19 protein-coding genes, 1 tRNA gene, 2 pseudogenes and 1 other annotated feature are annotated in these 25609 nt (G+C 43.0%); of the genes and pseudogenes, 10 read left to right on the top strand and 12 right to left on the bottom strand.

The window, feature by feature from the left end:
* Nucleotides 1-551 precede the first annotated feature (551 nt).
* From RTX25_RS14630 to RTX25_RS10455, 3 genes and pseudogenes are all read right to left on the bottom strand, one after another.
* Nucleotides 552-938 carry a group II intron maturase-specific domain-containing protein gene (locus RTX25_RS14630; protein ID WP_397428548.1) on the bottom strand — a complete coding sequence of 129 codons (387 nt, stop codon included), beginning with the start codon at nt 936-938 and terminating at the stop codon, nt 552-554.
* A gap of 75 nt (nt 939-1013) precedes the next feature.
* Nucleotides 1014-1238: pseudogene (locus RTX25_RS14625) on the bottom strand (reverse transcriptase domain-containing protein); the annotation flags it as partial.
* Nucleotides 1239-1315: 77 nt separating this feature from the next.
* Nucleotides 1316-1759: a reverse transcriptase domain-containing protein gene (locus RTX25_RS10455; protein ID WP_312653421.1), complete on the bottom strand. Its 444-nt coding sequence runs from the start codon at nt 1757-1759 to the stop codon at nt 1316-1318.
* A 673-nt stretch (nt 1760-2432) separates the two neighbouring features.
* Here RTX25_RS10455 and RTX25_RS10450 point away from each other — a divergent pair.
* Entirely contained in the window at nt 2433-3689 is a 1257-nt protein-coding gene (locus RTX25_RS10450; protein WP_312653419.1) for an MFS transporter, read from the top strand.
* A gap of 34 nt (nt 3690-3723) precedes the next feature.
* Here the strand turns inward: RTX25_RS10450 and RTX25_RS10445 are convergent, their stop codons facing one another.
* On the bottom strand, nt 3724-3948 hold the full coding sequence (locus RTX25_RS10445; RefSeq protein ID WP_312653417.1) for a hypothetical protein: 225 nt from the start codon (nt 3946-3948) through the stop codon (nt 3724-3726).
* 235 nt (nt 3949-4183) lie between these two features.
* Between RTX25_RS10445 and RTX25_RS10440 the strand changes: the two genes are divergently transcribed.
* A complete protein-coding gene (locus RTX25_RS10440) occupies nt 4184-5074 on the top strand; it encodes a DegV family protein (protein WP_312653415.1) in 891 nt (296 codons plus the stop codon).
* Between the two features lie 99 nt (nt 5075-5173).
* Here RTX25_RS10440 and pepT read toward each other — a convergent pair whose 3' ends face one another.
* Together pepT and RTX25_RS10430 are read right to left on the bottom strand one after the other, a co-directional pair.
* Nucleotides 5174-6397: a peptidase T gene (pepT, locus tag RTX25_RS10435; protein WP_312653413.1), complete on the bottom strand. Its 1224-nt coding sequence runs from the start codon at nt 6395-6397 to the stop codon at nt 5174-5176.
* Between the two features lie 54 nt (nt 6398-6451).
* Complete coding sequence (locus tag RTX25_RS10430) at nt 6452-7411, bottom strand: HD domain-containing protein (RefSeq protein WP_312653411.1); 960 nt, start codon at nt 7409-7411, stop codon at nt 6452-6454.
* A gap of 113 nt (nt 7412-7524) precedes the next feature.
* On the opposite strand from RTX25_RS10430, the gene RTX25_RS10425 reads away from it, so the two are divergent.
* The 4 genes from RTX25_RS10425 to RTX25_RS10410 all read left to right on the top strand — a co-directional run bounded on the left by RTX25_RS10425 (nt 7525) and on the right by RTX25_RS10410 (nt 12013).
* Nucleotides 7525-8862 carry an HD domain-containing protein gene (locus tag RTX25_RS10425; protein WP_312653409.1) on the top strand — a complete coding sequence of 446 codons (1338 nt, stop codon included), beginning with the start codon at nt 7525-7527 and terminating at the stop codon, nt 8860-8862.
* On the top strand, nt 8859-9788 hold the full coding sequence (locus tag RTX25_RS10420) for an AEC family transporter (RefSeq protein WP_312653407.1): 930 nt from the start codon (nt 8859-8861) through the stop codon (nt 9786-9788). Before RTX25_RS10425 ends, RTX25_RS10420 begins: the two co-directional genes overlap by 4 nt.
* Nucleotides 9789-9910: 122 nt before the next feature.
* On the top strand, nt 9911-11257 hold the full coding sequence (locus RTX25_RS10415) for a putative DNA modification/repair radical SAM protein (RefSeq protein ID WP_312653405.1): 1347 nt from the start codon (nt 9911-9913) through the stop codon (nt 11255-11257).
* On the top strand, nt 11258-12013 hold the full coding sequence (locus RTX25_RS10410) for a TIGR03915 family putative DNA repair protein (RefSeq protein ID WP_312653403.1): 756 nt from the start codon (nt 11258-11260) through the stop codon (nt 12011-12013).
* Between the two features lie 304 nt (nt 12014-12317).
* Here RTX25_RS10410 and RTX25_RS10405 read toward each other — a convergent pair whose 3' ends face one another.
* From RTX25_RS10405 to RTX25_RS14620, 5 genes and pseudogenes are all read right to left on the bottom strand, one after another.
* On the bottom strand, nt 12318-12479 hold the full coding sequence (locus RTX25_RS10405; protein WP_312653401.1) for a DNA-binding protein: 162 nt from the start codon (nt 12477-12479) through the stop codon (nt 12318-12320).
* 82 nt (nt 12480-12561) lie between these two features.
* Nucleotides 12562-16251, bottom strand: a complete 3690-nt coding sequence (gene addA, locus RTX25_RS10400) for a helicase-exonuclease AddAB subunit AddA (RefSeq protein ID WP_312653399.1) — start codon at nt 16249-16251, stop codon at nt 12562-12564.
* Entirely contained in the window at nt 16241-19687 is a 3447-nt protein-coding gene (addB, locus tag RTX25_RS10395; protein WP_312653397.1) for a helicase-exonuclease AddAB subunit AddB, read from the bottom strand. Before addB ends, addA begins: the two co-directional genes overlap by 11 nt.
* A gap of 440 nt (nt 19688-20127) precedes the next feature.
* Entirely contained in the window at nt 20128-21111 is a 984-nt protein-coding gene (locus RTX25_RS10390) for an IS30 family transposase (RefSeq protein WP_397428547.1), read from the bottom strand.
* 171 nt (nt 21112-21282) lie between these two features.
* Nucleotides 21283-21423, bottom strand: a pseudogene (locus RTX25_RS14620) (helix-turn-helix domain-containing protein); the annotation flags it as partial.
* Between the two features lie 231 nt (nt 21424-21654).
* Between RTX25_RS14620 and RTX25_RS10385 the strand changes: the two are divergent.
* Nucleotides 21655-21745: transfer RNA gene (locus RTX25_RS10385), tRNA-Ser, on the top strand.
* 132 nt (nt 21746-21877) lie between these two features.
* On the opposite strand, the gene RTX25_RS10380 is transcribed toward RTX25_RS10385, so the two are convergent.
* The gene (locus RTX25_RS10380) at nt 21878-22792 is read right to left on the bottom strand and encodes a ribokinase (protein ID WP_312653394.1); all 915 of its coding nucleotides are present in this window, start codon (nt 22790-22792) and stop codon (nt 21878-21880) included.
* Between the two features lie 365 nt (nt 22793-23157).
* Nucleotides 23158-23402: a binding site (T-box leader), on the top strand.
* Between the two features lie 75 nt (nt 23403-23477).
* Between RTX25_RS10380 and RTX25_RS10375 the strand changes: the two genes are divergently transcribed.
* Genes RTX25_RS10375 through RTX25_RS10365 form a run of 3 tightly spaced genes read left to right on the top strand, consistent with a single transcriptional unit; the run spans nt 23478 to nt 25514 of the window.
* Nucleotides 23478-24263: an amino acid ABC transporter substrate-binding protein gene (locus tag RTX25_RS10375; RefSeq protein WP_312653392.1), complete on the top strand. Its 786-nt coding sequence runs from the start codon at nt 23478-23480 to the stop codon at nt 24261-24263.
* Nucleotides 24256-24897, top strand: a complete 642-nt coding sequence (locus RTX25_RS10370; RefSeq protein WP_312653390.1) for an amino acid ABC transporter permease — start codon at nt 24256-24258, stop codon at nt 24895-24897. The genes RTX25_RS10375 and RTX25_RS10370 overlap by 8 nt, the downstream gene beginning before the upstream one ends.
* Nucleotides 24894-25514 (top strand): ATP-binding cassette domain-containing protein, encoded by a 621-nt coding sequence (locus RTX25_RS10365; protein WP_312653388.1) that lies wholly within the window; start codon nt 24894-24896, stop codon nt 25512-25514. The genes RTX25_RS10370 and RTX25_RS10365 overlap by 4 nt, the downstream gene beginning before the upstream one ends.
* The last annotated feature ends 95 nt before the right edge of the window (nt 25515-25609 follow it).

The following is a 25609-nucleotide window of genomic DNA, read 5'->3' as shown; positions in this document are numbered from 1 at the left end:
AATCCTCCTGTTTCCAGTTGTTCAAAGATTCTAGCTGAATGATACAACCCCTTCACTCCGTTGCCATTACAGCAACTTCATCACTACTACGGGTTGTTCCGCCCCTGTATGGCGCATCGCTATTTTCGACCTCACCTTTCTTTGGCTTGTGTCTTTTCACTTGTCATCACCATTCAGGTTCCTGTGTTCCACATCAAAGCCTGTCATGTGCTCATGCCTTCTTCATACCGGTTGCCGAACAGACAGCATTTCAGGACAGCTTCCGTTCTTCTCCTTGGATAGTGGTGGAACCCAAGTTTTGACAACATTTCACACTATCGATACCTCGTCAAAGGTTCACTTTCGTTCATCTTCACATGACTTACGTGACTATTTATATAGCCTTTTCCCTTATCGCTCACTAACCACGGCTCTTGACCGTAGCAGCATAAGGTCGTTTGACAAGTTTTCCTGACCAATCCTTGTCGAAGGGCCTACCTTCATCTTCGATGCAGCTTTACACAGCACACCACCACCGTGTATACCGTTCGGTGCACGGCGGTTCAATCGTTTTAAGTGCGTTTGCCAAGAAGCTCGTATCGAGCCTGGATATCATAATATCCGGCTCGGACGAGCTTTTCGTTTGTGATGGAACGGGATAGTACTGCACTACCGGCGATTCGCCAATAGCCAAGTCTCGTATTTCCCCATTGGTAAGCCTGCTCTTTCGGAATCCCAAGCTTTTGCAGGTTCTGTACCCTTGTTTTGGGTTTCTTCCACTGCTTCCAGATGTACATCCGGAACCTTCTCCTCAGCCATTTATCCCATTCTAATGCAATTCGCTTCATGTCTGCGATGTGGAAATAGCCCAGCCAGCCACGAATATAGACTTTCGTCTTTTCCATGACTTCCCGGACATTCTTTCCCTGGTTTCTTTTCGTCAGTTCCTTCAGTTTCACCCTGGCTTTAGCCAGGGAATCCCTGTGTACTCGGATGTAGTTTCCTTTCCCGTTCCTTCCGAGGGCGAAACCCAGAAACTTGAATTTCCTGGAGTAGATGCTGATGGCTTTGCTCTTTTCGAGATTTAGCATCAGCTTCAAGTTATTCTCCAGATATTTCCGACTCGATTCCATCAGGCGTTCTGCCGCTCTTTTGCTTCTGCCAAATACCACAATGTCATCCGCATAGCGGACTACCGGCACCACTCTGCGCTTCATCTCCTGATCGAACTCGTTCAGGTAGATGTTTGCCAGAAGTGGCGATAACGGCCACCTTGCGGTGAGTCTTCCTCTGTTTTACAGAAGATGTTGTTCTCCATGACTCCGCTCTTCAGGTATTACTTGATGAGCCCTATCACACAGGTATCCTGGATCTGATTTCTCAAAAGATTCATCAGCAATTTGTGGTTCAGGGTATCATGGTACTTTGACAAGTCGACTTCCACCACCTGGGTGTAGCCCTCTTCAGCATAGCTCTTCACCTTCTGCATGGCTTGTTGTCCACTTCTTCCCGGGCGGTAGCCATAGCTACCGTCCAAGAACAATGGCTCAAAAATGGGTTGAAGCTTTTGCTCAATCGCTTGCTGGATGATGCGATCGATGACCGTGGGTATTCCTAGCTTGCGTTCTCCGCTTCCATCTGGCTTGGGAATTGACTTGCGACGCACCGGGCTGGGCTTGAAACTTTCATCCCGAATGCTCGACAAGAGTTCCTCAAGGAGGCCGGCTGCACCGTCCCCTTTCTCTACTTTCCCGAGAGCCGGTGCTCCGCGCTCCCGCATACTCTTGACGTTCCACGCTATCCCATTGCGGGCAGCCCTTTCGGTTTTCTGCTTTCATCACACCGGCCTCCTTTCAGTCTTTACTCGAGACTAACGATTGTTCAGTCCTTCCCGAAAGGGAACCTTTCGGTACTATGACCTCTGCTGACTTCTCACAGCAAGCTTTACGCCATCCTTCGGATGATTCCCTAATGGATGTCTGTGAGACCTCCCCGGGTAAGAGCGATAACCTTCATTCCATCTAGTCGCCTCATTTACCGTATGGGATTCGGGTAGCATTGGACTTTCTCTTGTTGGGCAGAGTCGTCCATCCCAATTCGGCCTTGTATGAGATTTCTGTTCGTCGACCCGGAACTTTGCCCGCCAGAACTCGGCGTTCTGACATCCGGCTTCCTTCAGATTCCACCTCGCGGTGGACACCCTTGCCTTCGGCTAACGCTTCCTGCTACCGAGCGCGTAGTGGACTTTCACCACCAAGTTATCACCCATGCCGGGCACACCCATGATAAAAACCAATGGAATTCCATTGGTTTTTTTATTTGCTCTAAAACAGCAAATCTGTTCCATTAAACGATTTACTGTATTCACGCTGAAGAAATCATCCGATAATCATGTGATACAATATTCATTGAATATCATGTACAAATATAGTAAAAAGGATTGGTTTAAAAATTTGAATAAACTTTGGACGAGAGACTTTAAAATCATTACCATCGGTTCCATCATCTCCATGCTGGGTAACTCCATTGCAGGATTTGCCATCGGACTTCTGGTTCTGGACTATACAGAGTCGACACTGCTTTTTTCTCTCTTTATGGTCATCTACAATATGCCTAAAATCGTCGCTCCGCTTTTTGCAGGACCTTATCTTGACCGGTTTTCCAGAAAAAAGGTGATCTATAATCTGGACTTCCTCTCTTCAGGAATATTCTTCCTCATGTACCTGCTCCTCAGAGCGGAATGGTTCAACTACCCCGTTTTCCTCGTGATCGTACTGATCATCGGAACCATAGATGGCATCTACAGCGTTGCTTATGAAAGCTTTTACCCGAACCTTGTATCCAAGGGTAATTTCTCAAAAGCCTACTCCATCTCCAGTATGATTTATCCTCTTGCAGCCTTCATGGTTCCTGTAGCATCCTTCATCTATACGCAGACAGGCTCGGCTGCTCCGCTTTTCGCATTTAATGCGGTCACTTTCTTTGTTGCAGCGGTATTTGAAACAAAGATCGGCTATACTGAAAAGCATATTGCAGAAACAGCAGATCAGAATAAGGGTTTCTCCATGATTTCCTACAAAACGGATTTCAGAGAAGGCATTCAGTATATGAAACAGGAAAAAGGGCTGACCATCATCACCATCTATTTCTGCATCACCATGTTTGCATCAGGGGGAGTTCATATCCTTCAGCTGCCCTTCTTCAAAAACAACCCGGAACTCTTTTCCAATATTCCTATAAATGTTGTGACCTTATATACCATCATCAGCAGCTTCGGTGTGCTAGGAAGACTGGCTGGAGGTTTTATACACTATAAATACAAATATCCAGTGGCGAAGAAGTTTCTCATTGCCATTACGGTATATACGACCATTTCGGTTCTGGAAGCTTTCCATCTCTATTTCCCTGTACCAATTATGATGTTCACGTTCTTTATTATCGGTATTATGGGTGTAACCTCATTCAATATCAGAATCTCCGCAACACAGTCCTATGTTCCGGATGAACGAAGAGGAAGATTCAACGGTACTTTCCAGATGATCGTGTCTGCAGGTAATATTCTGGGACAGCTTCTGGCGGGTGTTCTTGGTGAAATCTATCCCGAGAGAAATATCATCACCATGTTTATGGCAATCAATCTTCTGGCAATCATTTTCATCATGTACAACAAAAGAGAAGAAGTCAAAAAGATCTACAACAGAAGAGTCTAACTCTTCTGTCTGCAGATCTTTTTCTTTAGTCCTATTACTCTTCCACGGACAGGTGCAGCGCGATTTTTTTAATCAGCCTGTCCATATCCTCAATGTCTTCCTTCAGCTCCAGAGAGTTCACGACAGGCATTCCATCATGATCCACTTCACCGTAGGTTTCAATATCAATCATTGCCTCATAGAGCTCCCTGCTCTGATCTTTGGCTATGCGTATGAACTTCAGAAGTTTTCTGAGCTCAAGATCGCTAAATTCCATCATTACCCCACCATTTCTTTATTCGTTTATCCTCATGATACCATAGTACGTTCTAACCAGAAAGAAATAATCAGAAAAATTTCAACAATGACGTTCATATTGATATGGTATACTAAAATCATCATTGTATGATCAGTTTATTATTTCTTTCCGATCATACATGAATTGAACTGCAATCATTTATCTTTACTAAACGATAAAGGAGGATCCTCGATTTCACTTGTATCGAGAAATTATTATGATGAATTATAAGATTTTAACTGACTCCGCCTGTGATATCCCTTTCGAGCTGCTTTCTGAGCATAATGTCGGTGTCATTGGTATGGTTGTGAATTATAACGGAAAAGATTATGTGGAAGACAACTGGAAAAGCATTAATGCAGAGGCTTACTATAAATCACTGAAAGAAGGCGCCACTCCAACCACAAGTCAGATCACACCCAACCGTTTCTGCGAATTCTTCAGACCCTATCTTGAAGAAGGCAGAGACGTCCTTTATGTCGGGTTTTCCTCAAGCTTAAGCGGAACCTTCGGTGCTGCCAATATCGCAAAAGGCATACTTCAAGATGAATATCCTGATAGAAGAATAGAACTCATCGATTCCATGTGTGCTTCTGCTGGAGTGGGACTTCTCGTTCTCACCGCAGCACAGCTTCAGAAAGAAAACAAGTCCATGGATGAGATCATCCTTCAGCTCGAAGGAATGAAGTTTCAGATCAATCATATCTTTACCGTAGATGATCTGAACCATCTGAAAAGAGGCGGAAGAGTTTCCGGTTTCTCAGCTGCCATGGGTACGATGCTGAACATCAAACCGATTCTCTACATGAGCAGAGAAGGAAAGCTTCTGAACATTGAGAAAATCAAGGGAAGAAAGAAATCCATCCATGTTCTGGCAGATTATCTCGAGAAAGGCAAGAACGGGCATGAATCGACTCCGGTCATCATCGCTCATGGAAACTGCCCAGACGACGCAGATCTTCTGAAGAAACTCATTATAGAAAAGAATCTTTCTTCCGATGTGAAGCTTGTGAATATGGGTATGACCATCGGAGCGCATACTGGTGCCAACGTCATCAATATGGTCTTTCTAGGAAAAGATAGAGAAGAAACCGTAAATAAGTCATAGTGTGAATAATATTCAGTCAAAGTAAAAGGGAGCTTTAAGCTCCCTTTTACTTTGACTGATTTATATAGCACTTCCTGAATTTATGAAATCTCTTTTCTTCTATACTTCTTCCTCTGCATAGATACTGATGACATTCTTAAGCACTTCCACCGCTTTATCCATGGACTCTGCAGATATGAACTCATATCTGCCATGGTAGTTTTCTCCGCCGGTGAAAAGATTCGGACAGGGCAGCCCCATGTAGGAAAGCTGAGCACCGTCTGTTCCGCCTCTTATCGGCTTGATTACCGGTGTGACACCAGCCTTTTCCATGGCGAGCTTCGCATTCTCCACGAGATACATATGAGGCTCAATTTTTGTCTTCATGTTTTTGTACTGATCATGAATCTCCAGAGTAATTGTGCCTTCTCCATACTTTTCATTCAGTTTTTCCGCAGCTTCCTGCATCTTCTTTTTGCGCTCGGCAAATGAATCTTCAAAAAAGTCTCTGATGATATAATCAAGACTCGATCCGTCAACATCTCCCTTGAACTCATTCAGATGATAGAATCCTTCATACTCTTCTGTATGTTCAGGAGTATCCTTTCTGTCAAAGAAATCCGCATATTCCATGGCGATGAATATGGAATTGACCATTTTATCCTTGGCAGTTCCCGGGTGCACATTTCTTCCTCTGACCTTCACTTTTGCTGAAGCCGCATTGAAATTCTCAAATTCCAGTTCCCCAAGTGGTCCGCCATCCATGGTGTAGGCGATATCTGCACCAAAGGCCTTCACATCAAAATGATGAGGTCCTCTTCCGATTTCTTCATCTGGAGTAAAGGCAACATGGATATCTCCATGTATGAAATCTTTATGCAAAGAGATGTATTCAAGCACTTCCATGATCTCCGCAATGCCCGCTTTATCGTCAGCACCAAGAAGAGTCGTACCATCAGTGACCATAAGCTCCTGTCCGATATAACCCGTCAGTGCCGGAAACTCAGACTCTTTAAGGATGATTCCGTTTTCTTCATTGAGAACCAGATCTCCGCCTTCGTATTTCACGATTCTGGGCTTGACGTTTTTTCCGCTCATGTCCGGTGAGGTATCAAGATGCGCAAGAAGTCCGAGTTTTTTCAGCTTCTTTTCTGTGTTGCTTTTCAGGTAGCCGAAAAGATATCCGTTGTCGTCCAGAACAGTCTCAAGTCCCAGAGTCTCCAGTTCTTTCTTCAGCTCATTCGCAAGGATCATCTGTCCTGGCGTGGATGGAACACTTTCGCTGTTCTCATCAGAGGTTGTGTCATACTGCACATACTTAAGTAATTTTTCTACTGCACTCATTCCATTTCCCTTCCTTTATTATATTGTTTTACGTCAGATCATGATTTTCTTAAGTTAAAGCTTAGGGTTGTAGATCCTTCTGCGATCAAGAGAAAAAATCATCTCCGAAAAACTGCCTGGCTCAACATCTCTGACCGCCTGTGTGAAATCATAGACTCTGGCATCGATCATATCGATGTGGTGAAGAAGCTCAGCTTCAAGAAACATCGGCTTTACAGGACTTCCGTATTCAGGTTCATAGTGGTGGGATAGAATCATATGCTGAAGCAGCATCCTTTTTTCATCCGGTGTATTCAGTCTGTCGCAGATCCTGTCCACATTTTTGACACCGAGGGATATATGCCCAAGGAGATTGCCTTCAATGGTGTATTCCGATACAATGCCCAGTTCTGAAGATTCCATTTCATTCATCTTCTCCAGATCGTGAAGGATGATTCCCGCATAAAGAAGATCCGTATTGACACTGCTGTAGATTCCAGAAATGCTCTCACCAAGCTTCAGCATGGTCAGTACATGATAGAGAAGACCTGAACGGATAGCGTGATGATTTCTCTTCGCCGCCGGATAATACATGATCTTGTCCTTCTTCTCCTCGACTGCTTCTCTCACAACATTTCTGATGTCCACATCTTTTATGGATGCGATATATTTTCCGATTTCCTGGAACATGAATCTGTTGTCCAGAGGTGCGGATTCAACAAAATCCTCAGGGTTTGCACTGTCTTCAGGAACTGCCAGTCTGATTCTGTCGACCTTGAACTGGTTACTGTTCATGTAGCTTGTAACCGTTCCTCTTACCTTGACCAGATCGCTCTCCTTGAACATATCTTCCATCTCCAGAGGGACTTCCCACAGTTTTGCGGAAATCTCACCAGTTTTATCTCCAAATATAAAATCCAGATATTTTTTGTCTTTTGAATTGGTGGTTTTAAGATCGACTCTCTTCACGATGAAGAAACAGTCAACGCGGTCTCCAACCAAGAGATCGCATATTTTTTTGCTTGCAAGCTCCATATCATTCTCCTCACTTTGAAAAATAGGTTATAATTAAGTATACATCAAACGGTCAGATGAGCACGAAATTTTTACGATATTGATTGTATATTTGACCAGAAAGGATGATCGCTATGGACATCACCCTCCCAAAAGGTGTTAGTTATATCATTAAGGAACTGAATAAAAACGGACATGAAGCCTATGTCGTAGGTGGCTGCATCAGAGATGTCCTGATCGGTCTTACCCCAAAAGACTATGACATCACAACATCTGCAGCTCCAGAAGAAGTCATGAGCATCTTCAAAAAAACAATTCCTACAGGACTTAAACACGGCACTGTGGAGGTGGTCACAACCGACGGGATTTATGATGTCACCACCTACCGTGCTGACGGAGAATACATCAACAGCAGATATCCCGCCAATGTCATATTTATAGACGATCTTGTGGAGGATCTTAGAAGACGTGACATCACGATCAATGCCATGGCCTACAATACCGAAAAAGGGATCATCGATCCTTTCAACGGTACTGAAGACATCAAAGGAAGACTCATCAAGGCTGTGGGAAACCCTATCCTTCGATTCAAAGAGGATGCCTTGAGAATTTTAAGAGCAGTAAGACTGGCCACAACGCTTAATTTCAATATTGAGGAGAAGACGCTCCTTGCCATAGTGGAAACGATGGATGGACTCCGCTTCATCAGTGTAGAGAGAATTCGCGAAGAACTGGACCGGATTCTGCTCTCGAAAAATCCCTCAAGAGGAATTTCCATGCTTTTTCAGCTTGGCATCATGAAGTATGTTCTGCCTGAGGTGATGAGTATGGCTGTATTTGACCAGTTCAATCCACATCATGACAAGGATGTACTCGGTCACACGCTTGAAGTCCTTGAACATGTACCGGATAAGCTTCATCTGAGACTTGCTGCACTCTTCCATGACAGCGGCAAGCCACAGACCTTCACCGTGGACAGAAATGGTATCGGTCATTTCTACGGCCATGAGGAGAGGTCAGAAATGATTGCAAGGACAGCCCTTGAAAGACTGAAATATGATCATAAGATCATCCGTAAGGTGACGAAACTGATTTCCTACCACATGGTCAGTACAGACATGAAGAATGAGCTGAAGATGAAAAAACTCATCAATCATCTCGGCCAGGAAAACATCAACGACCTTATTGAACTTAAAATTGCGGACTTTGTGAGCAAACCCGAAACCAGCAGCAGGAAACTGTTCGAAATCAACGCTTTCAGAGACCGTATGACAGAAATCACATTGAGAAAAGATCCGCTGAACATAAGAGACCTGGCTGTAAACGGACAGGATATCATGGAACTCGGTATAAAGGAAGGCAGAAAGGTAGGAGAAATACTCAATACTCTTCTGGATGTCGTTCTTAAAGAACCTGGACTTAACGAGAAGACTACACTATTGAACATGGTGCGCAAGGAGCTGGATGTATGACAGAAAATGTAAGAAACACCATCATCACAATGATGATCATGGGTATACTGGGATTTGTCCTGAAAAAAAGTGGAGTAACCGATAAGAGAACGGATAAATTTCTTTCGCAGCTGCTGGTCAATTTCTGTACACCAGCTGTAATGATCTATATCACACTGACAAACTTCAGTATCTCCACTTTTCAGAATTCCTATAAGGGCATTCTGATCGCCATCGCCTCCATGATTCTCATCAACATCATCGCATTGGGTGTTTCGGGTGCTCTCTCCTTAAAAGGTATGGAAAAAGGTGAATTTATCTCCATGGCCACTTTTTCCAACACCATATTTGTGGGTCTGCCTCTGATTACCGGAATCTTCGGGGAAAAAGCGGTACCCTATCTTATGCTTTATTACATAGCCAACACCCTCACCTTCTGGACTCTTGGCATCTATCAGCTTGTGAAAAGCTCAGGAAAGGCCTTCAGCAGCAAAAATCTGATGAAGATCATCAATCCGCCCATACTCGGATTCATCGCAGGTATCCTTCTCCTCTGGTATAATGTCAGCCTTCCGGTATATGCCATGGAGAGCATCAATTACTTAAGACTGATGCTTACACCACTGTCACTCATCTTTATGGGCAGTACCATAGGTGATCTTAAAATGAGTTCTGTGGGCAGTCCAGTAACGACGGTACTGATACTGATCATGCGATTTGTTCTTTCCCCTATTGCATGTCTTCTGATTCTAAAGGTTACCGGTATGCCAGAAGATCTAACCAAGGTGTTTATCGTATGTGCCGGGCTTCCGGTCATGACAAACATCTCCATCGCAGTAGGAAAGTATGGCGGCAATCCATCCTACTCCTCATTCATGACAGCTCTGTCATCCATCGTATTTATATTCGTTGTTCCCTTTTATATCAAGCTCTTTGAATTTATTTAATCGAAATCTGAGGATGAGTGAACTCATCCTTTTTATCTGCAATTAAAAGAACATATGTTTAATAATATATTGTTGAATAAGAACACACGTGCTATAATTGAAGAAAACAGGAGGTGCTTCATATGGATATTCTAGATAAAATCAGGATTCTTGCCGATTCCGCAAAGTACGATGTTTCCTGCTCTTCCAGCGGCAGTTCAAGGGGCAGCAAGAGCGGTGCTCTTGGCAGCACCTCCCCTTCGGGTATCTGTCACAGCTTCACTTCGGATGGAAGATGTATTTCACTTCTGAAAATCCTCATGACCAATTTCTGCATCTATGACTGCGCATACTGCCAGAACCGTATCAGTAACGATATAGAAAGAGCGGCATTTGCACCGGAAGAGCTGATCGCACTGACCATGAGTTTCTACAGAAGAAATTATATTGAAGGACTGTTCTTAAGCTCAGGTGTCATCATCAGTCCAGACCATACCATGGAGCTTATGATCAGAATCATAAAAACCTTAAGGCAAAGAGAAAAGTTCAATGGATATATTCATATAAAAATCATTCCTGGAGCCAGCAGTCATCTCGTTCATGAAGCCGGACTATATGCTGACAGGGTAAGCGTCAATATCGAGCTTCCAGAAGAGGCAAACTACAAAGCGCTGACTCCGGAAAAGAACAGGGCTTCCATTCTTAAACCCATGAAACAGATTGCTGAGAATATCACCGAAAACAGTGAGGAAAAAAGACTCTCCAGGTACATCGAGAATTTTGTACCCGCAGGTCAAAGCACTCAGCTCATTGTCGGCGCAACGCCCACAACAGATGGTAAGATCCTCAGCCTCAGTCAGGGACTCTACAATGACTATAATCTGAAGAGAGTGTATTACTCCGCCTATATACCTATAAGCAGCAATAAGCTTCTGCCCCAGCTCTCAGCACCTCCTCTTCTTCGCGAACACAGAATCTATCAGGCAGACTGGCTTCTGCGCTTCTATAAATTCACCGCCGATGAGCTCCTGAAAGAAAATGAAAATCTGGATGTAAATGTCGATCCCAAAACTCAGTGGGCTCTATACCATATGGAGCTTTTCCCTGTGGAAGTGAATCGGGCAAGCTACGAGATGCTTCTGAGAATTCCCGGGATCGGACTCACATCAGCCAAGAGAATCGTAAGAGCAAGAAAACTTTCATCACTCACCTACGAGGGGCTGAAAAAAATGGGTATCGTCCTTACTCGGGCAAAGCACTTTATTCTTGTAGGCGGGAAATATCATGGAAATTTCGCCATGAAACCTGAATTTATTTATGAGGCCATCAGTGAAAAGAAGGATCAGATTCAGCTCAGTCTCTTCGGAGAGATCGACAGAAATCTTTCACTCTTGGATCCTGGAGATGAGCTGATGATGAAAAAGGCCGGCATATCCCAGCTGATTGCAGAAAAAGCAATCATATCAAAATCTCTTGGAGGTGATTTCTAAATGGAAGTCATGTTATTTGACGGCTCAATGGAAGATCTTCTGACCGCTGTATACCATGTCTATGTAGACAAAAGGGAGCCTATCCTATATAGAGCATCTCAGTATGAAAGAAATCTCATCGATGAACCAAAGAATGTCGTCTATAATGAAGAGGCTTTTCAGAGAGTAAGGACCTCCATGAGACAAAAATTCTCGGAAGAGACCCTTACTCTCATTTCCTATGCGCTGAATCATAGCGATCTCCATTCTCCAAATCTTGTCCTGAGATATATCATGGCCTGCTTCAGAAATCCTGGAAAAGCGCATGATTATCAGGACGAGCTGGTGATGAAAGTGACAAAACTCTCCAGACAGGTCTCTCTGGAGAGTCACAGATTCACTGGTTTTGTCCGGTTTTCTCTTGTCGGATCGATCTACGTCGCAAAAATCGACCCGGACCATGATATACTTTCCTTTATTGCCCCTCATTTTGCGGAGCGTTTCCATGAAATGAACTTCATCATATATGATGAAAAACGGAATGAAGCCATCGTATCTCAAAATGGATTCTGGGCTCTAAAGAGAGGCCTTCATCTGGATGAATCACTGCTGAAGTCTGATTCCAGTATCGAAAAGTGGCAGCAGTATTTTAATCATATTTCCATAGAATCAAGAGCCAATCCGAAAGCGCAGAAACGGTCCATGCCATCAAGATACTGGAAGAATCTTCCGGAGACCGATCGTAGAATAAATCACAGAAATCCACAATCCGATTAAACTGTTTACCATAATTTGACCTTGTCGATCCTGAGCACTTTAAGCTTAAACTATTATAATATTAAAGTATTGCGATAAATATCGAAAAATTAACCAAAATTCGATGTAGTCATTCTAATGTGTACGTACAGTGAAACATATCGTTCGAATGTTACTAGATAAAATCGTTGAATCACTATAATTATTTTCCTTAATCGTTTAAGTAAATTATTCCAGATACACATTTTTTTGATTATTTATCAAATTTTATAGAGAAAAAGACAAAATCCAGAATCTGGAACACATTCCAGTTCTGGATTCACCTTTAGTCTCTGTCGTTTTCGGATCTTTTCTCAGAGCTTAAGAGAAGATTCAGAATGTAGTTGTTCAAAGAACGATTATCGCCCTTCGCTTCATCCGTGAGTTCTTCTTTCAGGTCCTGAGGTAGTGTCAACAAAATCCGAGTTTTGTCTTTACCAACAGCCATATAAAAACACCCCTATCTTTATTGCGTGATAAATTATAATTATATTATACTTCAATTTAAAAAAATAGAAAAGCAAATTTTGTCAGAATATCTGTATTTCTCGGGAATTTGGTACAGAATAGATATAAATTTCACCAGTTCTCATACCTGTAATTGACTCCAAAGCTTCTTTATAATACCTAAGCTGCTCCTGGTATCTTTCCACGAGGACATCTGTATAATTTTCGGACACAACGTAATCTGTTTTGTAATCTATTAGTATCAGATTATCGTCTTCTTCAAAGTACGCATCTATTACCCCTATGACCATAACTTCACTTTCTGTCATATTCATCAGGAATTTGACTTCTCTTTTCAGTCTGTTCTCCTTATCCGCCCTGGCCATCCTCTGACCAAGAACGCTGTCAAGAAGCTTCTTGAGTTTCATCGGATCCACAGCATCTGCTTCTTCCCGCCTCAGGAGTTCATCAGCGACAAGCTTATCGAGCTGATTAATGATTTCATCTAGTTCAGTATGGCTGAAATCAATATACTGCATGACTTTATGAAAAGCGGTTCCTTTTTCAGCTGCGCTCAGTCCTACCCGTTTCATCAGAAATGCTGGCCTCTCCAGACTCTCTTCCTGAATCAGGATATCTCCGATATCATCGGTTTCTCTATGCGCAGCAAGTCTTTTGAGCTCTGTGACCGAAATCTTTGATCCTTTTTTTGTATCCTCTAAAAATGCATACTCATATCCAAGCCTCTGACTGATTTCAAAAGCGGAGGTCTCATCTTTCAGAGTATCCAGCGTAAACAGACCGCTCGGTTTGTTTTCTTCTGAGTTTAGATCCCTGAGAATTCCAGACTTCGATCGTATCTCCAGCTTAACCCCTACATCATCACCCAGAGAATAGATTTTTCCATCGGTACGCTGAGCATAGAAACTCTTGTGTTTCAGGAGTACCGACATAATCCAGTCAAGGTAACCACCCGCTTTTTCAACTTTCCCTTCGAGAATTCTGTGACTATCTCCGGCAGAAAGCTCAGTCCATTTTTTGAGACTCTTTTCCATATCCTTGACCTGACCAGTGATGATGAGTTTTTCCTTTGCTCTTGTGAGAGCAACATAAAGCACCCTCATTTCTTCGGATATATTTTCGAGATTGATTTTCTTTCTGATCACTTCTTTGACCAGTGTCGTATTTGTCAGCCCGCGATCAAGATCGACAAAATTCGGTCCGAATCCTAAAGTTTCGTGCAGGATGATGGGTCTGTTAAGATCCATTTTATTGAACCTCTTTGATGTATTCACAAGGAACACTACCGGAAATTCAAGCCCTTTGGATTTGTGTATACTCATGATTCTGACGAGATTTTCATTCTCTCCCAATATCTTTGCCGCACCGATATCACCGGTGGTCCTTTTCAGCCTATCGATGAATCGGATAAAGTTGAATAACCCCTTAAGGGTTGTTTCCTCAAACTGTTTCGCTCTCTGAAAGAGGATTTTGAGATTTGCCTGTCGTTCAATCCCATCAGGCATTGCTCCGACATAATCGAGATAGGAAGTATCTGTATAGAGATACCAGATGAATTCATCCAGGTTCATGTATTTTGATATCTGTCGATACCCGGATATTTTCTCCAGAAAAGTTCTGACCTTGAGCCTTAGTTCATCAGTGAATCCTTCGCCTTTGACCATATTGTTGTAGAGGAATTCCTTGTCATGAACTTTTCTGATTTCAACCAGATCCTCTTCGCTGAAAGAGAAAATCGGACTTCGAAGAATTGCTAGAAGCGGTACATCCTGAAGCGGATTATCAATAATTTTCAGAAGTGACATCATGGTTCTGATCTCTATGGTATCAAAGTATCCGGTGGAACTGTCGCTGTAGGAAGGAATATTTGCCTCATGCAGCTCTTCCAGGAAAATTGAAGAAGACCTCGACGTCGCCCGCATAAGAATTACGATGTCCCTATAGGTTACAGGTCTCAATCCTTTTGTCGACTTATCATAGACCTTAAACTGTGACCGGATGAGGTCATTGATCTTATCCGCAACCATTTTCGCTTCCACTTCAATCGCTTTATACTCAGAAGGATCGATAGATTCACCCTCATCGGATTCTAAGGTCTCTTCTTCATTTTCTTCAGTTCCATCTTCCTGTGAATTCTCTTCTACAAGCATCACTTCTATCTGGTCATTGTCCTGCATATTTTCCGTCTTTTCCTCGACCACATCTTCGAGGTTTTCCATCTCATAATAGCTTGCACCGTAGATGAGCGATTCTTCATCGCTGTAGTCAAGCTCACCGACTCTAAGACTCATAATGCCTTTAAACAGGAAATTGACGCTGGAGAGGATATTCTTCCTGCTTCTGAAGTTCTTGTAAAGCAGAATCTTTCTGCCGTTACTGTTCCCTTTGAGATCGTAGCTTCTGTATTTTTCCATGAAAAGCTCCGGTTTCGCCTGTCTGAATCTGTATATACTCTGCTTGACGTCACCCACCATGAAGACATTCGGATTTTCATCTTCCTTTCTCGATACCATGGAGATGATGACTTCCTGTACATCGTTGGAATCCTGGTATTCATCCACCAGAACCTCTGAGTATTTCATCTTGTATTCTTTCGCGATTTCAGATGGACCTACAGCTCCGTCTTTCTCTGTGGTCAGAATCTTCAGCGCCATGTGTTCCAGATCAGAGAAATCCAAAAGACTTCTCTCTCTCTTCCGGGCATCATACTTCTCCATGAAAAGCTTTGTCAGTTTTTCCAGCGCCCTAAGCTGCGGCAAGGTTTTGTCTATGATCCTGACATTGTCTTCTTCTGATTCCATGAAGTAGCTTTCTTTGAGATCTTTGAAGAACGCTTTATAATCTTTACGGACATTTTTGACTTCATCAGCCAGTGAAGGATCATGTCCTTTTTTGGCATTTTTCAGTTTCGTCCATTGAACAGTATCCAAAAATACTCTAATTTCGTCGAACTTCGGTTCAGCCTTGAGAAGCTCCATGAATCTCATGTAGATGTCGATATCATCTCTCAGCGCTTCTTCATATCCCTTAATGGGCTCGTGAGATCTGGCCGTTTCAAGTGCATCCTCCAATGGGTTCTCGAATGTACTGAGCAGTACGACAATATCCTCTCTCAGGTTTTTAAGTACCGGAAGATCCATAAGCGATTTTTCGCCAAGATCAAAAAGGGCTACCTTCTCTTCCAGCCATTTAAGCGGCCATGGACTGCTCATAATGAAGCTGTAGAGATTGAGCACAATGCCACCCAGATCTTTATCATCCTTCTTTCCGCCGTATGCATCGACGAGGTCGATAAAATCCTTATCCCCCCTCATGTAAGACTCTTCCAGAGCTTCTTCCAGAGCTTCCTCTCTTAATATCGCTCCTTCAGTCTCATCTGAGATTCTAAAGCCCGGATCCAGTCCGATATGATGGAAATTGCTTCTGATCATCTCAAGGCAGAAAGAATGTATGGTGGTTATGCTGCTGCGATTTAAAAGGAGAAGCTGTCTTTCGAGGTTTCTGTCAGATGGATTCTCATCAAGCGCTTTGATGATCGCCTCACCGATACGCTCTCTCATTTCCGCTGCTGCCGCGTTGGTGAATGTGACCACCAGAAGTGTATCAATATCGATTTTATCCTGTGTGATCATCTGAATGATTCTTTCAACAAGTACTGCCGTCTTGCCTGATCCGGCAGCAGCTGAAACCAGAAGATTGCTGCCTCTTGATGTGATTGCCGCCATCTGTTCGTCTGTCCAGTTATTGGCCATTGCTGCCACCCCTTTCCTTCATTTTTGCCCAAAGATCCTCTATAGGTACCGCTTTCAGATTTCTGAAATGATTTTCCTCGATTTTTCCATCGAACTGACAGATGCTCTTATATGTACAGTAAGTACAGGGAATCTTCTCTTTATCCTTATATGGCATGATGGATATATTGCCGTCGAACAGCTCTTTCAGGATCTGTCCGATGCTTTCTCTGACATAATCTCTCAGGATATCAAATTCATCTTCCGTCAGGATCATTTCCTTATTTTTCTCGGATCGGTTTGCAGTTGAGACCACTTCACCCTGCTTGTTGAATTTCGCCGGAATCACCAGAGAAAATTCATCAATATCTCGATCCATTGACCGGATCACCCTCGCGTCCTTAAGCAGCAGACCCTTCAGTTTCAGGCTTTCCATAACCTTTCTCTCGATCTCCTCATCCGTCAGATTGACGCTGCCTTTCACTAATGGATTATCCAATCTGAAATACAGTACCGCTCCAGGGACAGCCTGAGAGCTGAGTATGCTTTCCCAGTTCCTCAGAACGACATCCAGATACACCAGAAGCTGCAGTTGCAGTCCATAAAAGACATCCTTAAGGGATACATCTTTTGCAGATGACTTGTAGTCGATGATTCTGATATAGGATTTCCCATCCATTTCCATGACATCTATACGGTCGATTCTTCCACGTAGCAGTGCATCTTCACCTGTATCAGGTATCTCTATGGACAACGGTGGCAGTTTTTCACCGTCCTTGCCAAAGCCCAGTTCATTGAACATGGGGACAAAGCTTCCTTTGGAAATCTGAGCAGTTATGGTCTCAAGGGACCGGTTGATGATTTTCTTGACCTTCTCCCCCATATGCTTATATCGGGGCGAACTCTTGTAGATCATATTGGTCCTATCGATGGCATCATCAACGAGTCTGTCCACCGCTTCTCTGATATAGGTTTTATCCACCTCAGACATACCAAGCTGCATGCCTCTGATGTCTTCGGTGAACTGATCGATGACCTCGTGCATGAGCGTGCCCACATCAGGAGCCGTCACTTCATGCATCACTCTGTCCTTGGCTTTCAGTCCGTACTGAATATAGTAGGCGAATGGACATGAGGTGAACCGTTCAAGTCTTGAGACACTAAGATACAGCTGGTTGCCATACAGCGCTTTTACGGATTCCCTGCTGAGGTTCATTGAGGTGTTGGTATAGTTTAATCCTTCTCTGGAAATCTTCAGGCGGCTGCTGAACTCTTCGTCCTGACTGAACCACGAATAGACTTCACCCCAAAGTGGATTCACAGGATCACCCTGATAGTTTCTTCTCATTTCTTTGATCAGTTCGTTGAATGTTGCAACCTTGCCCTCCACTTCGATTATACTTCCGCTTTTCTTATCCATCGGATTTTCATATGCGGTTTCTCTTAGAAGAGGATAGAGTTTCTTCAGTCTTCCGATGACAAGGGAAGGTCTCTGAGATTTCCCATCCATATCCGCTCCTACATAGGAAACGGATAGAAACTCACTGGGTATGGTGAATGCTGTATAGACAAGGAACTGTTCATATATGGATCTCGTCTTGGAATCGATAAAGAGCTCAAACCCTCTTTCTTTGAGTTTAGAAATATCCTTGTCCGTAATGATGCCTTCATCAGAGACGGTCTTAGGAAAGATGCCATCATTGACTCCAAGGATATAGAGCCCGCGAATATTATCACTTTTTACTCTTGCCACATCTCCAAGAATGACCTGATCCAGAGTAAGCGGAATCAGTGCGATCTTATAGCTGATCATAGCCTGTCTCAGCATATCACCGTATACTTCCAGTGAGATTTTCTCACTGCCAAGAACACTGACCAGATCGTCAAAAATGGAGATGATTCCCTTAAGAACCTCCTGATATTCCTTTGCAATCTCCATATCGCTGATTTCATTGACCTGCTCAGAAGATCTTTTTATCACGCCATGGTTTTCCAGATGTTCATAGATCAGTTTAGTCACTTCCTGAACATTTTCCGCTTCGGCAACAGATGCCCTCAGTGGACCATAGACCGTTACGATTTTCTCGCGGATTTCGTTTGTTCTGCTCAGGTATTCCCCCCCTAGTGTTTCATCTTGAATATTCGGGTAGGGGTATACCCAGTCTTTTTCAAAACTGCCTCCCTTGATTCCATTTGCAAGAATATAGTTCTCCAGAATATCCACCTCAGGAGCCCCGATATGTGACAGACTCGTCTTCAGCAGCTTGAACAGTGCATCATAAGTGAATCCCTGATCGATGATCTCAAGAAGCGCAAGGATATATTGAGAAAGCGGACTTCCATCGATGTCTCTTCTCTTATCGAGAAACACGGGAATTTCATGTTCACGGAATACCGACAGAATAATATTCTCATAGGCATCGATATTTCTGCAGAGTATCGCAACGTCCCGATAACGTAAGTTATCGTCTTCACGAATCCTTCGCTTGATGTCCAGAGCGATTTTTTCCACTTCGTCGAAACTGTTCTGCGCTTTATAGATACTGACTGCCTTACAGCTGATCTTAAACGTATCATTCGGATAGGTGAAGTATTCCGATTCAAGATGAGCAAGCTCCGCATTTTCCCTGAACCTCAGGGGAGTTTCATCAGGCAGAATCAGAGGCTTTTCTATTGAAGTACCTGTAATTTCGGCAAGCTTGAATATTTTATCTTCAGTATCTCTTGTGATCTGAAATACCTCACCCTTCTCATTGATTTTATCGATGGTCAGCGTCATGATGACTCTTCTGGTATTTTCCATCAGACCCTGAATGAAAGAAAGCTGCATCACAGAGAAATCATTGAACTCATCAATATAAACTTCAGTGTTTTTCAGAAAATCCGCTCTATGGATTCTTTCCAGTGCATAGTTCATCTCATCCATTGCATCGACATACCCTTTATGGACTTCTTTATCGTAAGCACTATATAAAAGAAGAATATCACTGAATTTCTGAGTGAGTTCCTTGTCACCAGACTCTTCAATGGTTTTTCGAAGCTCCTCCATATCCATATTGTATCTTTTCATTTCATCCATGAGATTTTTTGCCATATCAATAAACCCGGGTTTACCAGCAACAGCTTTGAAAAGATTAAGATCGTCTTTGACATCGCCGATGGCTTTTGTCATCAGCATGCTCTTACCTGTATCAGAAATAAGGCTGTGCGTTGCACCGCCAACTGTAGAAAGGACTCTTCTTACCATGGTGCCGAAGCTCATGACAGATACACGAAAGACACTGGTCTGCCCCAAATGCTTCAGCACTTTCTGCTCGGATCTGAAGGTATACTGATCCGGTACCAGCAGAATAATATTTCGGTCAGGATAGTTTTCCATCTGTATTTTTATTTCTTCATAGACCTTGCTTGTCTTTCCGCTTCCGCCTCGGCCGTAAATCATCTTAAGACTCATCATTTCACATCCTTATTTGTTCCAATAATACTTCTTTATTATACTATATTGACTATCCCAATATGCGGACATTTCTCATTTAGTATGAGCCACTTTCTCATGAGTCATTCATTTTTCCGCTATGAACTTCAGTCCTGCAGGCGGCATCAGGTAAGGAGGGTTCCGCTTCTCACGGGTTAATTGAAAAAGTAACTTCCAGTTTGTAATAGTAACTTCCACTGAAGTCGGAATCGAGAGATGGCCTGATTTCAGTGGTTTTTTCTTTTGTTTGTTCTATCCAATATGGCCAGTTTAGTAGTACAATATATCTGATCAGCAGCACAAAACTGAGTCTTTTTGGGTATGGGAAACCGAAGGTCGAATTTCGCTAACTTTTTGCAAGAGTAAATTCCACCCCGTGTTCTTGTGCGATAATCAGATGCAGATGATGCCTCTGGTCAATATTATTTAAGTAGAGATGGGTGCATTATGACTTTATCGGGTGAGATAAGTTCTGCACCCATCTTCTTTACGAAATCATCTCCGTAGATATCCGTAAATGCTTCGTAGGGAGACTTGTCTCCCAGGTTTTTCCGGATGTAGGAGTTCACGGGATTCATTAATAGTGTAATGTGTTCCTGATTAAATCCGTCGAACGAAGTCCCTTTCGGGATGATCCGACGAAGGAGAGTGTGATTGTTTTCTGCTGCGCCTTTCTGGTATGGTGCATGGGGATCACAGAAGAACACGCGAGAACGAAGAATTCCGTCCGGTGTGTATTCAATGGCGGCGGGGTTGGAAAACTCGCTGCCATTGTCTCCAAGCAGCACGGGAAATATCTGCTTAAAACCCTCTAGACCAAGTTCTTCGAATAGAATGTTGAATACGTCTGTCACAGACCGGGAAGTGTTCGCTTCCCGGATGAATGCAAGCATGTACTGAGGTACCACGAAGTGGATAGTGAGAAGAACTTTCCCGCCCTTGGTTCCTTCCACGCTGTCAATTTCGACTACAGGAATACCTGGATTCGCTTCCATGAAGGTCCTGTAGTCGAGATATGTGCGGTTCTCACGGCATTTTCTGTCCACCTTGAATGTTGTCTTAGGCTTGCGCCTGCCCATGCGCACGACTCGAGGCATGTCGATGTTTCTGGCGGAAAAAACACCCTTATTGACATAGTGGTATAGAGTCCGCTCATGCAGCATGACTTCATCGGCTTGGCTGACGCAGATATGGTGAAGAGACTGACCTTTAAGGAGAAGAGGACTGATCAGCGCATCCAGTCTTAATGCGTCTTTCTCGGTAATCTGGAGGCCCTGACGAGCCTCTGAGCGTATGGCCTCATACTCCTTCTGCGCAGCAGAAGCGCTGTATAGCCGTTTCTCTAGAGAGCATTTCCTCCGTGTCTCGCATCCATTGCAGACATAGGGGGATTTGGTGAGTTTCAGACAGGTTTCGGGGGTATATTCCTTGCAGAGTGTGGAACACTCGTAGGAATGGCAGAAGCTGCATGTGCGGTTGCACTTGACCTTTCCGCACAGTGACTGGAAACCGCAGTTCTTCCTCAGCAGGCAGTTGTTGTAGGGCTTCCCGTAACAGCCTGTCTGCTTGAACTGGATATGGGTTTTGACTTCCTTGGATATGGTTCCGGGGTCTTTCCCGAGATCTCCCGCTATGCTTCTGAGGGATTCTCCAGCCTCTAGTCCATGCTGTATTATGATTCTGTCGTCTAGGGTCAGATGTTTATGCTTGTTCGTTATGTCCTCCTGAAGAGGCATCATCTTTTCTCATCTTATCCTTTTGCACAACTAAGTTCCATATTCCGGTTTGCAAAAGTAATTTCCGTTTCTATTTTTTTCAGTGTGGAATTTAGTTTTGCAATCAACACATCCGCTTCTCACGTTATTTCAAACGTTGAATTCTATTGACAGTGCCTTCTCCCCTTGATATAATGTGTTTTGTGGTAATTTAATATTCATTGACTTCGGTATGGAGAACTACTCAAGTGGCCGAAGAGGCGCCCCTGCTAAGGGCGTAGGTCGGGTAACCGGCGCGAGGGTTCAAATCCCTCGTTCTCCGCCATAGAATCGAAAGTTTCGGTTCTTAGAAACCATCTTTTTATAAGATGGTTTTTTCTTTTGCATAAATTGAACAATAAAAATCACCAGAGAGCAGTCAGAATGATCTGCACTCTGGTGATTTGTCTGTTTTAAGCTACTTGGCCATCAGCTCGTCAATTTCCTTCTTCGTTGGGAGTGAAGGCTGAGCCCCAAGCTTTGTACAGGTCAGCGCACCAGCGGCATTAGCCATTCTGGCTGCTTCTCTCAAGTCTCCTGTCTCGGCAAATGCCATGGCAAGAACGCCTGTAAAAGCGTCTCCTGCTGCGGTTGGGTCTACTGCATTCACTTTAAAAGGTGGAACCATTTCATCAAAGCCTTCGCCATACAGATAGGAACCTTTGTCGCCCATCTTCAGTACGACATACTTGGACCCATTACGCTCCATAAGTTTTTTGGAAGCTTCTCTGGCACTGTCCTGATCTTTAGGATAAATCCCTACGAGCGCTTCTGTTTCTGTTTCATTTGGAGATAGAATGGTTACTGGAGGTAGACCTTCAAGGTCATATTTCTGGGCTGGACCTGCATCAAGTACTGTAATGATGCCTTTTTCATTGGCAAGCTCAATTGCCTTTTTATTGGTTTCAAATGGAATCTCAAACTGAAGAAGAACTGCATCGAACTTATCCTTAAATGCATCTTCCAGTTCATCTGGTGGTGTTTTCATATTGGCTCCAGGGAAAATGATCAGACGGTTCTGTCCATTGTCTTCCAGAGTAATGGCCACGAAACCGGTATTCTCGCCTTCTCTTTCTATAACATACTCTGTATTGATTCCAGCTTCCTTCCACTTATCCAGCAGATATTCGCCGTTCGTGTCCTTACCTACTGTTGCATATGCTGCCACATCAGCACCCGCTCTTCTTGCAGCAACAGCAGCATTACTGCCTTTACCACCTGGAGCATTGCTGTAATCATGTCCGAGAACACTTTCACTCGGTTTCGGGGCTCTTTCGCAGCGAAGGATGAGATCCATCATTACACTACCAACCAATAGAATTTTTGCAGCCATTTTTTATTCCTCCTTGATATTATAATTACATCTGTATAAACATTATCATGTATAGAAATTTCCGTCAATTTTGGAACACCCTGATATATAAGGCAATATGGACCATATCATCAATAAGAAAATGCTCAGAAACCACATAGCCGCGTACAGTTGCATTTAAATGACGCACATATTAAATCATCTGCTTTACAGAAATTTAACGATTGAAAGACTATTTCAGAAGATGAAATACTGACATATCCGTAATACACCTGTCCATTTCCGGAAAACAGACGGATCTGTAACCATGTCAATTCTGAAACTCATATTTTCGAAAAATGTACTTGCATTTTGAGAACAAGGAGTGTATTATTTGATTCAATAATTTAATTGCGTTGAAAAGAAATAGTATCTTGTGCAAAACTTTCAGAGAGTTTTTGGTTGGTGTGAAAAAACAGTGGCGCATAAGGGAACACATCTTTGAGCTGTATTTGCGAAATTTATTAGAGTAGTGAATACCGGGAACCTTGTCATCCGTTATCAAGACTAGAGTATGATTGTACTCGAAGAGGTCAGTACCGTGAGGTGCTGATAAAATAAGGTGGAACCACGAAGAGATATCGTCCTTAGTCAGATTTTGACTAAGGACTTTTTTGTTTTTCAAAGCAAAAAAATTAAAAACACATTATTCAAGGAGGAAAAGAAAATGAAAAAAATCATCACACTGCTTATGGGACTTATGCTGCTTGCGGGGTGCTCAGCAAACACAAAAACAGAGGAAGACAGTTTTGAAGCCATCGCCGAAAAGGGTGAAATCGTAGTGGGCCTGGATGACACTTTTGTACCTATGGGATTCAGAAATCAGGACGGTGAGCTGGTCGGTTTTGACGTTGACCTTGCAAAGGAAATTTTTAAACGAATAGGCATCACACCAAAATTTCAGCCGATTGACTGGTCGCTTAAAGAAAGCGAGCTGAACAGCGGCAACATCGATCTCATTTTCAACGGATACACCATAACAGAAGCAAGAAAAGAGAAAGTCAATTTCTCCGATCCTTATATGGATAATACTCAGATCATCATCACGATGGCAAGTTCAGACATCAACACCAAGAGCGATCTTAAAGATAAAGTCGTAGCTGTTCAGAAGGAATCCAGTGCTTATGATGCGGTATCCGCTGAGGAAGATGTAGTCAATAATCTTAAAAACGGCGAACTCATCACATTCGATTCTAACCTCGACCTGTTTCTGGATCTTGAATCAGGCAGAAGTGATGCAATCGTTCTGGATGAAGTCCTTGCAAGATATGTTCTTCTTTCAAAAAATATGGATGAATACAGAATACTGGATGAAAACTTCGGAGAAGAAGAGTACGGAATAGGGTTCAGAAAGGCAGATGTTACACTCCTTAATAAGGTGAACGAGACCCTTGCCGAAATCAAAGCCGATGGAGCATTTGAAGAAATAAAAAGGGTGTATATCAATGATTAATATCATCACATCAAGCTACAGTGTCATTCTAGGCGGACTTGGACAGACCCTGTTCTACTTCATCATCACACTCATTACCTCTTCAGTCCTGGGTGTGCTTGTAACTTATCTTTACAGTTTCCGAAAACTGAAACCGTTCATTTCCGCTTACATTTCTGTTGTCAGGGGCACTCCGCTCCTTCTGCAGCTCATTTTCATCTATTTCGGGCTTCCCTTTTTCGGGATAACCCTGGATCGAATGAGTGCAGCACTGATCGGATTCACTTTTAACTATACTGGCTACATTGCAGAGATTTTAAGGGGAGGCATACAGAGCATACCTCAGGATCAGAAGGACGTGGCGTTCGTACTCGGATTTTCTAAATCCTTTACTTACTACAAGATCCTACTTCCCCTTGCAGTGAGAAACAGTTTCCCCTCTCTTTCAAATGATGTACTTGTACTCCTTAAAGACACAGCTCTGATCTATACTCTAGGTCTGAGTGAGCTTATCAAAGTCTCAAGAACTCTTGCAAACATATATGTTTCAGCGGTTCCGTTCATCCTGGTGGGTATGATCTACTTTATCTTAAGTATCATCATTGAAAAGTCTCTGAAGAGAGTGGAGAAAAGCATAAGGAAGGTGACGATATGAGTTTCAGAGCAGAAAAAATCACAAAATCATATGGTGATCTCATGGTACTGAAAGATCTTGACTTTTCGGTTGAAAAGAACGAGGTGCTGGCCATTGTAGGACCATCCGGCGTAGGAAAATCAACACTTTTAAAGTGCATCGTCAGACTGGAAGAGCAGGATTCAGGAGAGTTCTACCTGAATGATGTTCCTGTGGATGATACAAACAGAACAAAAATCGGACTTGTCTTTCAATCCTCCTCACTTTTTCAGCATCTGAATGTAATGGATAACCTTCTGATTGCCGTACGATACCATAAGATTTATCCGGAGGAGGAAGGCGTGAAAAAAGCGGAGGAACTTCTAAAGGAGTTCGGTATGCTGGAAAAGAAAAAAGCATACCCCTCAGAGCTTTCCGGTGGACAGAAGCAGAGAATCGCAATCATTCGTGCTCTGCTCCTGAAGCCGCTTGTACTTTGTTTTGATGAACCGACCAGCAGTCTCGATCAGGAAAACAAAAACCTGCTGATCGATATCATTCAAAAAATCAAAAAAGATCACGCTATAATTGTGGTATCTCATGATAGTGAATTTATAGAAAAAGTGTCGGATCATACGGTTATACTCGGTAAAGTCTGATTCTAAATGGATGTCAGGATATCTCATCTCCATTAAATATAATTAAATATATATCATGTAGCATTTTATCCTCTAAACAGGTAAAACAGATAAAT

This window comes from Proteiniclasticum sp., from assembly GCF_032054185.1.
Taxonomy (GTDB): Bacteria; Bacillota; Clostridia; order Clostridiales; family Clostridiaceae; genus Proteiniclasticum.
Note: the sequence above shows the minus strand (reverse complement) of the source record. Positions and strands in the feature narration are given on the sequence as shown.